A 12304-nucleotide genomic window follows, 5' to 3' on the forward strand; every position below is an offset into this window, starting at 1 on the left:
ACACAACCCGGGGCTCCGCCCGACGGCAATCAGGGCACCCAGCTGACCGCATGAGGGCCGGACGCCAGGCTCCCGGAGCTCGGTACCGATGCCTCAGACACCGATGCGGAGCGCGGTCAGACGGGTGGCGACCAAGTTGGTGGCGCCGTGGTCGCGCTCCACCAGGCCGTGGACGAGGAGGCCGGCCCGGTCCAGGGCGGTGCGGCGGTTGGGCTCCCAGACCATGCGGTTGCACACGACGTTGATCAGTCCGGTCTCGTCCTCCAGGCTGAGGAAGAGGACACCGCCTGCGGTCGGTGGACGCTGACGGTGCGTCACCAGTCCGCCGACCAGGACGGAGGTGCCGGGCTCGATCCCCGGGAGGGCCGATGCCGGGAGGACTCCGCCCCGGTCGAGGGTGGGGCGCAGGTGCTGCATGGGGTGGCTGGTGGCGGAGGTGCCGGTGGCCCAGAGGTCGGCGATGGTCTCCTCGACCGGAGTCATGGCGGGCAGCGGCGGCGCGTCCACACCGGGGGCGGTTCCCGGCAGGGTGTCCGGCGAGACGGTCGCGTACACCCCGGCGGACCACAGCGCCTGGCGCCTGGTCAGCCCGAAGCAGCCGAAGGCCCCGGCCGTGGCCAGTGCCTCCAGGACCGGCGCGGGCAGGACCGTGCGCCGGGCGAAGTCCTCCAGGTCCGCGTAGGGCTGCCCGGCGGCGATCGCCTCGGCCTGCGGGGCGCCGATCCCCCGGACGGTGGTCAGCCCGAGCCGGATGGCGGGCTGCGGATTGACGGGACGGCCGGGACGGCCGCGGCCGGGCAGGACCGGGACGCCTTCCAGGGTGGGCCTCGGGGCACTGGCGTTGACGTCCACCCCGAGGACCTGGACGCCGTGCCGCCGGACATCGGCGACCAGGCTCAACGGCGAGTAGAAGCCCATGGGTTGGTTGGCCAGCAGGGCGCAGGTGAAGGCGGCCGGGTAGTGGTGCTTGAGCCAGGCACTGGCGTACACCAGGTAGGCGAAGCTGATCGCGTGGCTCTCCGGGAAGCCGTAGTTGGAGAACGCCTCGATCTTGACGTAGACGTCCTCGGCGATGTCGGCGCGGATGCCGCGCTCGGCCATGCCGTCCAGCAGGCGCTGCCGCAGTTCGGCGACCCGCCGGTGGGAGCGTTTGGCGCCCATCGCCTGGCGCAGCCGGTCGGCCTCGGCCGGGGTGAACCCGGCGCAGTCGATGGCCAGTTGCATCATCTGCTCCTGGAACAGCGGCACCCCGAGGGTCTTGCTCAGGGCGTTCTCCATCAACGGGTGCGGGCAGTGGGCCGGTTCGACCCCGGCGCGGCGGCGCAGGTAGGGGTGGACGGAGCCGCCCTGGATCGGTCCGGGTCGGATCAGCGCGACCTCGACCACCAGGTCGTAGAACTCGCGCGGCTTCAGTCTCGGCAGGGTGGCCATCTGGGCCCGCGACTCGACCTGGAAGACGCCGACCGTGTCGGCCCGGCAGAGCATCTCGTACACCGCCTCGTCATCCGGCGGAATGGCGGCCAGGTCGAGCCGGCGGCCGTGGTGGGCGGCGATCAGGTCGCAGGTGTCGTGCAGGGCGGAGAGCATGCCGAGACCGAGCAGGTCGATCTTGACCAGCCCGGCTCCGGCGGTGGAGTCCTTGTCCCACTGCAGCACCGAGCGCCCCGGCATCCGGGCCCACTCGGTGGGGCAGATCTCGCCGACCGGTTCCCGGGTGAGCACCATGCCACCCGAGTGGATGCCCAGATGCCTCGGCAGCCCGTGGAGTTGGCGGCCGAGGTCGAGCACGTCGGCGGGGATCACCGCGTCCGCCCCGGGTGGGCCGTGGAAGTCGACCTGCCGGGTGAAGGCCTCGATCTGCCCCTGCGGGTAGCCGAGCACCCGGGCAGCGTCGCGCAGCGCCAGCCGGGGCCGGTAGGTGATGACGTTGGCGACCTGGGCGGCGTGCTCGCGCCCGTAGCGGCGGTAGACGTACTGGATGACCTCCTCGCGGCGGCGGTTCTCGATGTCGAGGTCGATGTCGGGCGGCCCGTCGCGTTCGACGCTGAGGAAGCGCTCGAAGAGCAGCCGGTAGCGGATCGGGTCCACGGCGGTGATGCCGAGGGCGTAGCAGACGGCGGAGTTGGCGGCGGAGCCCCGGCCCTGGCACCAGATGTCCTGCTTCCGGCAGAAGTCCACGATGTCGTGGACGATGAGGAAGTACCCGGCCAGGTCCAGCTGTTCGATGACGTCGAGTTCGCGGGCGAGCTGGCGCAGCGCGGGTTCGTTGCCGGCACCGAACCGGACCGGGCCGGCCTCGGCGACCAGGGCGCGCAGCTGGCCGGTCTCGCTCTGCCCCTCGGGCACCGGGAAGCCCGGGAGCCGGGGGTCCAGTCCGCCGAAGTCGAAGGCGCAGGCGCGGCCCAGTTCCACGGTGGCCTGCTGGACGCCCGGGTAGCGGGCCAACCGGGCGGCCATCTCGCGGCCGGACCGCAGATGGGCCGTGCCGGAGGCCTGCGTCCAGCCGGCCGCCTGCTCGACGGTGCGGCGCTCGTGCAGTGCGGCCAGCCCCTGGGCCAGTCTGGCCTCGGCCGGGGTGGCGTGGTGCACGTTGTTGGAGGCGACGGCGGTCAGACCGAGCTCCGCCGCGAGCGCGGCCAGCCGGTCGTTGCGCAGGTCGTCGCCGGGCAGGCGCTGGTCGATCAGTTCGACATGGACGTTCTCCCGGCCGAACGCCTCCATCAGCAGCTGGAGTTCGCGCTTCGCCGCCGCCGGACCGCCGGAGGCCAGCGCGGCGGGTACCCGTCCCTTGCGGCAGCCGGTGAGCACCGCCCACTGGCCCTGGTGGGCGGCGGCGAGCCTGGCGAAGTCGTACGCCGGACGGTTCTTGGCACTGCCCGCGAGCTGGGCGGCACTGATCTCGGCGGACAGGCGGCGGTAGCCGGCCGGGCCGCGGGCCAGGACCAGCAGATGCTCGTCGGGGCTCAGCCCGAGCTCGGCGCCGAAGACGGTCCGCAGTCCCAGGTCCTTTGCCGCGTCGGCGAACCGCACCGCCCCGTACAGGCCGTTGTGATCGGTGAGCCCGACGGTCTCGATACCGAGCCGGACCGCTTCCTCGGCCAGCACCTCGGGATCGCTCGCGCCGTCGAGGAAGCTGAACGCCGAGTGGGTGTGCAGCTCCGCCCACGGGACTCCCGCCCCGGGCGGGAGTTGGGACGGCGACGGCGTGCGCGGGGACGGGCGGCGGCGCAGCGGTACGACATCGCCGCCGGTACGCGCGGGCGCGGGCCCGCCGGTCCGGTCGGCCCCTGGCTCGAACCTGCCGGTACGCACGGGCGCGGGCGCGGACTCGCCCGGTCGGCCGGCCATGCGGCGGCGCAACTCGTTCCAGGGGAGTGAGGGGTGACTGGTGAATCCCATCGCGGGTCGTGCTCCGTCGGGGTGGTGCGGGGTGGTGCGGTGGTGCGGTTCGGCCTGCCGGAGCCTCCTTCGTGCCGTCCGTCCACGCGCGGTCGCGGATGCGGTAGCGGCGGTACGCCGGCGCCGGTTTCGGACGGCGCCGGTCGCGGGCGGTATCAGTCGTAGGCGGCCTCCACGGACCAGTGGCCGCCCTCGGCGGTGAGCATCAGAGCCCGTTCGCCGGCCACCGTGATCTGGAAGCGGGCCCGGCGGCGACGCCGGTCCGGGTCCCACCAGTACTCGACTGCGGGCCAGGGCCCGGTCCAGCCGGTGACCTCCAGCAGCCTGCCGTCCAGGACGAGCCGGGCCGGTGGGGCGGACACCTCGGCCCGGCCGCTGACGGTGACGGGCAGGCCGTCCGGGTCCAGGACGGTGGCCGGGACCGGGCTGCGCGGCACCACGCTGGGCGCCGGGTCCTGCACCCGGCCCGGCCAGGGGGCGGGTGCGGGTGCCTCGTACGCCTCGCCCCAGGGGACGCGCGCCAGTTGCTCGGCCGGGCCCCGGCCGCCGGCGGGCTCGGCCCGGCGCAGTCCGGCGTGCCCGAGCACCGCCTGCACCCGGGCGACGGCGCGTTCGACCCGGTCCTCGGCCACGGCCTGGCCCCAGAGCGCCAACTGCCGTCCCTGATCGGGCACCAGGCCGTCGGGGACGAGGCGCAGCGTGGTGAAGCCGGCGGAGGCGGCGGGTTCACCGGAGCCTGCGGCGTCGGCAGGGTCAGTGGCGTCGGTGGAGTCGGCGGCGGAAGCCGGCGTGAAGGTGCCCGCGGTCTGCCAGGCCTGGAGCTGCCAGCGGACGCGTTCGGCGAGTGCGAAGGGACCGAGCTTGCCCTCGTGCCGCCAGAGGCGGGTGGCACTACGGCCGTCGGCGCAGGTCACCTCGACGGCGAAGCGCCGACAGGCCAGTCCGGCCGCGGCCAGCCGAGTGTGCAGCTGTTCGGCGAGCGTGCGGGCGATGAAGATCAGTGGTTCGGCGAGCAGCTCCGGCGGGTCGAAGCGGTGTTCCACCGCGAGGTCGAGGCCCTCGGGACGGGGCACCAGCGGACGGGACTGGAGCCCTCGGGCGCGACGGTGCGCGGCCGTCCCGGTCGGGCCGAAGCGGTCGGCGACCGCCCGGCCGGAGAGCGCGGCGAAGTCGCCGACGGTGTGCACTCCGAGCCGGACCAGCAGTTCGGCCAGCGGCTCGTCACCGAGCGCGGCCACGGGGTACGGGGCGAGGAACTCCGCCGTCCTGCCGTCCGGTACGAGTATCCCGGCACGGGCCGCCAGCACCGCCGCGAACAGCCCGTCGGCCACCCCGACCTGGCAGTGCGGCAGCACCCGGGCCTCGGGGTTCGCGGCCTCCGGCCCGTCGCCGGGGACTCGCTGCCCGGTCGGCAGCCGTACCCCCGCCTCCGGCGGCGCGTCGGCCTGGGCGTCCGGGGCGGGCCGGGACATGCCCCGGGCGAGGGCCGCGGCGACCGCCGCGTGCACCCGGGTGGCCAGCGCCGCCTCGCCGCCGAAGTAGCGGCCGGGCCCCTTGACCGGGATCGCGCACATCCCCGGGCGCAGCACCTCGACCCGGGGCGTGAACGCCTCCACCGCGGCGACCACCGGTTCGAACAGGCGGGTCTCGGTCTCCGGGTCACGGTCGCGGAGCTCCAGCGCCGGGCAGAGCCGCTGGGCCAGCCGCAGCCGCTGCCCGCGGCGGACGCCCGCGGCCCGAGCCGCGTCCGAACAGGCCAGCACCCGCCCAGCTTCCAGCACCGCGACCGCCCGGTCCGTACCGGCGGCTTCCGGCGCCGTGGCCACGACCGGCCAGTCCGGGCACCACACCACCAGTACCCGCGGCACGCCCGGGCCCGGACCGGCGCCTGCGCCCCCGTCCGGGTTCGGACCCCGCTCCGCCGTCACCGCCATCTCACACCGCCGTACCGCTCACACCGTCGCCACACCGCTGCCCGAACCACCGCTCACACCACCGCCAGTCCGAGACCGCCGAGCGCGGGCTCCGCCTCGTCGGGCCCGGAAAGCACGGCGGGCCCGGAAAGCACGGCGGATCCGGGGAACACAGTGGCCCCGGGAGGCACAGCAGTCCCGGAGCGCACAGCAGCCCCGGAAGACCCGACGGGCACCGTCTCGACCGACTCCGCGGATTCGATCACCCGCGCCGTGCCGTGTTCGTCCGGCAGCCACAGGTGCGCCGAACGGGCGCGGGCTCCGGCCCCGCGCCCCTCCGCCGTGATCTCGGCCTGCCGTCCCACCAGCTGTCCGTACCCCTCACCGAGGCCGAACCAGCGGGCGGACTTCACGGCCAGCCGCAGCCCGGCGCCCGGCCAGGGGCCCGCGACCAGCAGCGCACAGCCGCCGCGCCGCAGCACGGCGGTGAGCCTGGCCGCCAGCTGCGCGGACACCGGCCCTTCCGGGCGCAGCAGGATCAACCCGACCGCTCCGGCCAGGGCCGCGACGACCTCCGGCCAGTGCTGCCCCGGGTCGTCCACGAGCAGCAGTCGTCGCAGGTCGAAGCCGTAGCCGGCGGCGGCCGTCAGCCCTAGGTCGGGCAGTCCCACGGCCGCCGACCAGGTGCCCTCCACCGCCGCCGCACCGGCCGCCAGGGCCAGCAGCAGTCCGGTGTCGCCCAGGACCGACACCGCCGTGCCTCGCCGCAGCCCGCCGCCGGGCAGCAGTAGTGCCAGCGCGGGGAGGACGGGCAGCAGGTCTTCTCCGGTCGGCGCGAGGGTGGCCGGCCGGATCAGCGCGGAATCGAAAGTGGGCACACTTCAGGATCGAACATATGTTCAGTGATATTCAAGTCCAACTATCTGATAGGGCGACAGAAACGCTCTGACCTGCTCAAATGAGGAAATCCGAGACCGTTCGATCACGCTCCGCATTCGGACGTCAAAATCGAACACCCGACATGCCGACTCGCCACCGACACCGCCCGGGGGCGGTGCCGGCAGTGGAGGTCACACGGCGGTGGCAGCCCCGACGGCCGGACGGGCGCTGCGGCGAGCGCCCAGCATCCGGTCGAGCGCAAGCGCACCGGGGCCGCTGAACACCAGGAGCAGGAAGGCCCAGCAGTAGAGCGCGGAGAGCTCGCCGTGGTTCTGCAGCGGGAGCAGCGCGGCCCGCTGGTGCTCGACGAAGTACGCGTACGCCATCGAGCCGGAGCAGATCAGCGCGGCGGCACGGGTGAACAGACCGGAGAGCACCAGCACTCCGCCTGCCAGCTGGATCACTGCCGCATACCAGAACGGCCAGGTGCCGGCGGGAACGGAACCGCCGCCCGGTGCGCCACCGAGGACCCCGAACAGCGAGGCGGCGCCGTGACAGGCGAAGAGGAAGCCCATGGCGATCCGGAAGAGGGCCAGGGCGTAGGGCCGGGCAGCATCGAGGCGCGCGTTGAACAAAGGCATGAACATGCTCCTGTAGGCCGGGAATTGACGCGCGCACAGATTAGGACAGGCTAACCTACCAGGCAAGAGCCGCAGTTGATGCTCTGCCCGGCAACCTGTTCGCGTGGCGACTCCTGACGCCACGTCACCCGAGGGCCCGGTCCAGGTTGAACGCGGCGCTGATCAGCGAGAGATGGGTGAACGCCTGGGGGAAGTTGCCCAGTTGCTCGCCGGTCGGGCCGATCTCCTCGGCGTAGAGGCCGAGGTGGTTGGCGTAGGTGAGCATCTTCTCGAAGGCCAGCCGGGCCTCCTCCAGGCGCCCGGCGCGGGCCAGGGCCTCGACGTACCAGAAGGAGCAGATCGAGAAGGTGCCCTCGGTGCCGCGCAGGCCGTCGGGGCTGGACTCGGGGTCGTAGCGGTAGACCAGCGAGTCCGACACCAGCTCAGCGGTGAGCGCGTCCAGGGTGGAGAGCCACTTGGGATCGGTGGGCGAGACGAACTTGGCCATCGGCATCATCAGCAGGGCGGCGTCGAGCACGTCGCCGTCCAGGCACTGGACGAACGCCTTCCGCTCGGCCGACCAGCCGCGCCGCATGATCTGCCGGTAGATCGCGTCACGGCTCTGCTGCCAGCGCTGGAGGTCGGCGGGCAGACCGCGCCGGTGCGCCATCCGGATCGCCCGCTCCATCGCCACCCAGCACATCAGCCGGGAGTACAGGAAGTTCCTCCGGCCGCCCCGGGTCTCCCAGACGCCCTCGTCCGGCTGGTCCCAGTGGTCGCAGAGCCAGTCCACCACGCCGCCGACCTCGTCCCACCGGTCGCTGCCGATCGGCTGCCCCCACTTGTCGTACAGGTAGACCGAGTCGATCAGCGCGCCGTAGATGTCCAGCTGGAGCTGGCCGGTGGCGGCGTTGCCGACCCTGACCGGCGCCGATCCCAGGTGACCCGCCAGGTGGGCGAGCTCGTACTCGGGCAGCTCGCGGCGTCCGTCGATGCCGTACATGATCTGCAACGGGCCGGTGGCGTCGAGGTCGTGCCCGGGGTCCAGCCGGACCGCCCGCTCGTCCAGGAACCCCATGAACGCCTCGGCCTCCGAGGTGAAGCCCAGCCGGAGCATGGCGTAGATGCAGAAGGCGGCGTCGCGGACCCAGACGTACCGGTAGTCCCAGTTGCGCTCGCCGCCGATCTGCTCGGGGAGGCTGGTGGTCGGTGCGGCCACGATGGCGCCGGTCGGCGCGTAGGTGAGCAGCTTCAGCACCAGCGCGGAGCGGTGCACCGTCTCCCGCCAGCGTCCGTGGTAGCGCGAACCGGCCAGCCAGCGGCGCCAGAACCCGACCGTGGCGCAGAACTCGTCCTCCGCCTCGGCCTTGGGGCAGGCCCTGGGCCCCACCTGGTCGCCGATCCGGTCCAGGGCGAACACCGCGGACTCGCCCTCCAGGAGCTTGAAGTGCGAGATGACGTCCTTCCCGTCGCACTCCAGTGTCGTGGTGGTGGTGAGCGCCAGCGACAGCGACCGCGACTCGAAGATCGCCTCGTGGCCCGCCAGCCGCACCGTGTGCGGTTCGGCCCCGTAACCGAACCGGGGCGCCACCCGGACCCGGAACGGCAGCACGCCGCGCACGCACACCACCCGCCGGATCAGCCGGTGCCGACCCGCCTCCCGGGACTCGTCGACGACCGGCATGAAGTCCTGGATCTCCGCCACCCCGTCGGCGGCGAAGAACCGTGTGATCAGCACGTTGGTGTCGGGGAAGTAGAACTGCCTGGTGCGGCTCGGGACATCGGCGGCCAGCTCGAAGGATCCGCCCCGGTCTGCGTCGAGGATCGCCCCGAACACGCTGGGTGCGTCGAAGCGCGGGCAGCAGTACCAGTCGATGGTGCCGTCAGTTCCCACCAGCGCGGCGGTGCGGAGGTCGCCGATCAACCCGTGCTCGGAGATCGGCAGATAGCGCGAGCCGTCCACGCCCCCAAAACCGGTGTTGTCGAATGCCATACCGGCCTCCCTACCGCTGCGGTACGGGCACCGAGAGAACCTCGCATTTCATGGTAAACCCGACCTCGAAGCGGACAACCGGCCGTGGTCTCCGGGGCGGTCGCGGCACCGCCGGCCCGCCCGCGGCCGGGCTCCGGGGCCCGGCCGCGATCCGGCCGGGCCCTCTCGCGCCGATGTCGCGTCAGGCCGTAGAGTCTGGCCGACCGTTCAGTAACAGAAAGTCGCGGCAGCGGCGGCCGGCGAAGGATCCCGATGAAGCGTCACGCGTGGTTGGACCGGATACACCAGCTCGACCCCGAGACCGACTTCACCGAGATCTACCGGATCAGCAGCCAGTACGAGTTCCCGTGGGACACCAACCAGTCGCTGGGCTTCGCCCTCTACCGCACCTACGCCGTGCCGAGCATCGGCCGGCTGCTCGCCAGGACGGGCGAGTTCACCGAGCGGACCCAGAAGCGGTACGACGACACGGTGCTGATCCTGGACGCGGTGGTCGAGCACGGCTTCGACTCCGCGCAGGGCCGCGAGGCGATCCGCCGGATGAACCAGATGCACCGGCGCTACGACATCTCCGACGAGGACTACCTCTACGTCCTGTCCACCTTCGTCGTGGTACCCAAACGCTGGCTGGACGAGTACGGCTGGCGGCCGTACTCCCCGCACGAGCTGCGGGCCGCCGTCAACTACTACCGCGAACTGGGCCGCCACATGGGCCTGCGGGACATCCCGGAGACCTACCAGGAGTTCGAGCGGCTGCTGGACGACTACGAGCGGGCCCACTTCGGCTTCGACCAGGGCGGCCGGGACGTCTCCGACGCCACCCTGGCGCTGACCGCGAGCTGGTACCCGGAGGCATTCGGCGGGGCGGTGCACACCGCCTCGATCTGCCTGCTGGACGACCCGCTGCGCGAGGCCTTCGGCTACCCCCGGCCGCCCGCCCTGCTGCGGAAGGCGGTCCGGTCCGCGCTGCGGCTGCGCGGGCGGGTGGTACGGCTGCTGCCGCCGCGCCGCAAGCCGGCGCCCGCCCGGGAGAGCAGCCAGGTCAGGGGCTATCCGAACGGCTACCGGCTGAGCGAGCTGGGCACCTTCGAGGAGAGCGGCGGGTGTCCGTTCAAGGCCGCGGCCCCCACCCCCACGGACGGCACCGACCCCGGACATGTCAGTCCCCGGTAGTCCCGATCTCGTCCTGAAACCTTCAGTCGTCACTGCTGATTCCGGTGTCGGGCGAACTTGCCGGGGGCTTAGCCAGATCCTGGATCATTGCCACTTCGGTTGACAAACGTCTTCGTCAGCCTCAACGACTCTGTCCGGTTTTCCGGTGTATTGACCAGTTTCCTCCTTATTCGGCGCGGGTCAAGAGTTACAGGCAAACCTCTTCAGCGCGCTTCACCTCCACCACCCACAGTGCGCACGCCGGGACGGATGGTGGCCGACGGGGCCGTGAGCTCGGCGGCCGGGCGGTCGCATCGCCGTCGACGTCCGCACCGGAGAGAGCCGGGGCCATGGGAACGGGACCATGCCGGGCGCGTTCACCGACCACCGGATACCGGCCGTCCGCGACGAACGGCCGAGGACGGCCAACCGGCGCCCGAGCCCGCTGGCGCGCGCTCTTGACGAACCGGGGACCGTGGCCAAGCCTGGTCGGGCACAGCCCAACGCACCCGCTCCACCCGCCGAGAGCCGGAGGTCAACGGTGACCGAGCAGGCGTCCTACTCCCTTGGCAGTACCGGGAGTCCGCTGTTGACCTGCACCATCGCAGAGCGCCTCGACCAGGTGGCGTCCGCCTTCCCGGACCGGGAGGCGCTGGTGGACGTACCGAGCGGGCGGCGCTGGACGTACCGCGAACTGGCCGCGGACGTCGACCGGTTGGCCCGGGGGCTGCGGGCGCACGGGGTGGCCAAGGGCGACCGGGTGGGCATCTGGGCGCTCAACTGCCCGGAGTGGGTACTGGTGCAGTACGCCACCGCCCGGCTCGGCGCCGTCCTGGTGAACGTCAACCCGGCCTACCGCAGCCATGAACTGGCGTATGTGCTGAACCAGTCCGGGGTCAGCCTGCTGGTGGCCCAGCCCGCCTACCGCGGCAGCGACTACCGGGCGATGGTCGACGAGGCGGTAACCGAGGGCCGGTGTCCCGCGCTGCGCGGGACACTGTGGATCGGCGACCCGCAGTGGCAGCGACTGACCGGCCCCGCGGGCGACTTCCCGGCGCTGCACTGCGACGAGCCGATCAACATCCAGTACACGTCCGGCACCACCGGCTTCCCCAAGGGCGCCACCCTCTCGCACCGCAACATCCTCAACAACGCCCACTCGGTGGGCGAGTTGCTCGGCTACACCGAGCAGGACCGGATCTGCGTGCCGGTGCCCTTCTACCACTGCTTCGGCATGGTGATCGGCAACCTCGCGGCACTCAGCCGCGGCGCCTGCGTGGTGATCCCCTCGCAGGGCTTCGACCCGGCCGCCGCCCTGTGCGCCGTCGCCGCCGAGCGGGCCACCTCGCTGTACGGGGTGCCGACCATGTTCATCGCCGAACTCGGCCTGCCGGACTTCGACTCCTACGACCTCTCCTCGCTGCGGACCGGGCTGATGGGCGGCTCACCCTGCCCGGTGGAGGTGATGAAGCGGGTCCAGTCGGACATGCACATGGCCGAGGTCGCCATCGTGTACGGGATGACCGAGACCTCCCCCGTCTCCACCATGACCCGGCGCACGGACGACCTGGCCCGCCGCACCGAGACGGTCGGCCGGGCGATGCCGCACGTCGAGGTGAAGGTGATCGACCCGGAGAGCGGACGGACGGCGCCGCGCGGCGAGGCGGGCGAGCTGTGCACCCGGGGGTACTCGGTGATGCTCGGCTACTGGGACGAGCCCGAGCGCACCGCGGAGGCGGTCGACGCCGAGGGCTGGATGCACACCGGCGACCTGGCCGTGATGCGCGAGGACGGCTACCTGTCCGTGGTCGGGCGGATCAAGGACATGATCATCCGCGGTGGGGAGAACGTCTATCCGCGCGAGATCGAGGAGTTCCTGCACACCCATCCGGCGATCGCGGACGTCCAGGTGGTCGGGGTACCGGACGACCGGCTGGGCGAGGAGATCTTCGCCTTCGTCGTGCTGCGCGACCCGGCGGCCACCCTCAGCACCGAGGACGTGACCGCGTACTGCGCGGGGCGGCTCGCGCACTTCAAGACACCGCGCCACGTGCGGGTGGTGCGGACGTTCCCGATGACGGTGAGCGGCAAGGTCCGCAAGACCGAACTGCGCGAGATGGCGGCCCGGGAGCTGCTGCGGTGAGCGCACCGGAGGCGGCCACGGGCCGCGGGTGGTTATCGAAACGTGTTCGACCACCCCCATAAGTTCATCTAACCTGATGGCATGCTTATTCTTATGAGTCGTCGCCACGTGGACCTGTGCCGCGTCACGAGCATGTCCTGTCGACGCTCCGACTGATCTCGCCCTTCCCCGCCCTCGGGCACCACCCTCCCCCGGCACCGCTGCG

General features: G+C 72.3%; 8 protein-coding genes. 3 read left to right on the plus strand and 5 right to left on the minus strand.

Going from position 1 to position 12304, the window contains the following annotated elements:
* Window positions 1-93 precede the first annotated feature (93 nt).
* The 5 genes from ACWDAK_RS17940 to ACWDAK_RS17960 all read right to left on the minus strand — a co-directional run bounded on the left by ACWDAK_RS17940 (window position 94) and on the right by ACWDAK_RS17960 (window position 8804).
* On the minus strand, window positions 94-3399 hold the full coding sequence (locus tag ACWDAK_RS17940; RefSeq protein WP_427393019.1) for an error-prone DNA polymerase: 3306 nt from the start codon (window positions 3397-3399) through the stop codon (window positions 94-96).
* 155 nt (window positions 3400-3554) lie between these two features.
* On the minus strand, window positions 3555-5225 hold the full coding sequence (locus ACWDAK_RS17945) for a DNA polymerase Y family protein (protein WP_344635603.1): 1671 nt from the start codon (window positions 5223-5225) through the stop codon (window positions 3555-3557).
* 161 nt (window positions 5226-5386) lie between these two features.
* Window positions 5387-6190 (minus strand): hypothetical protein, encoded by an 804-nt coding sequence (locus ACWDAK_RS17950; protein ID WP_427393018.1) that lies wholly within the window; start codon window positions 6188-6190, stop codon window positions 5387-5389.
* Between the two features lie 192 nt (window positions 6191-6382).
* Window positions 6383-6832: a DoxX family protein gene (locus ACWDAK_RS17955; RefSeq protein ID WP_344635605.1), complete on the minus strand. Its 450-nt coding sequence runs from the start codon at window positions 6830-6832 to the stop codon at window positions 6383-6385.
* Between the two features lie 124 nt (window positions 6833-6956).
* Window positions 6957-8804 (minus strand): glycoside hydrolase family 15 protein, encoded by a 1848-nt coding sequence (locus ACWDAK_RS17960; protein WP_427393017.1) that lies wholly within the window; start codon window positions 8802-8804, stop codon window positions 6957-6959.
* Between the two features lie 252 nt (window positions 8805-9056).
* Here ACWDAK_RS17960 and ACWDAK_RS17965 point away from each other — a divergent pair, with 252 nt between their 5' ends.
* The 3 genes from ACWDAK_RS17965 to ACWDAK_RS17975 all read left to right on the plus strand — a co-directional run bounded on the left by ACWDAK_RS17965 (window position 9057) and on the right by ACWDAK_RS17975 (window position 12255).
* The gene (locus ACWDAK_RS17965; RefSeq protein WP_427393016.1) at window positions 9057-9977 is read left to right on the plus strand and encodes an oxygenase MpaB family protein; all 921 of its coding nucleotides are present in this window, start codon (window positions 9057-9059) and stop codon (window positions 9975-9977) included.
* 520 nt (window positions 9978-10497) lie between these two features.
* The gene (locus ACWDAK_RS17970) at window positions 10498-12099 is read left to right on the plus strand and encodes an AMP-binding protein (RefSeq protein ID WP_427393015.1); all 1602 of its coding nucleotides are present in this window, start codon (window positions 10498-10500) and stop codon (window positions 12097-12099) included.
* An 81-nt stretch (window positions 12100-12180) separates the two neighbouring features.
* Window positions 12181-12255 (plus strand): putative leader peptide, encoded by a 75-nt coding sequence (locus tag ACWDAK_RS17975; protein WP_425557563.1) that lies wholly within the window; start codon window positions 12181-12183, stop codon window positions 12253-12255.
* Window positions 12256-12304: the final 49 nt, after the last annotated feature.

The sequence above is a fragment of the Kitasatospora sp. NPDC001175 genome (assembly GCF_053598215.1).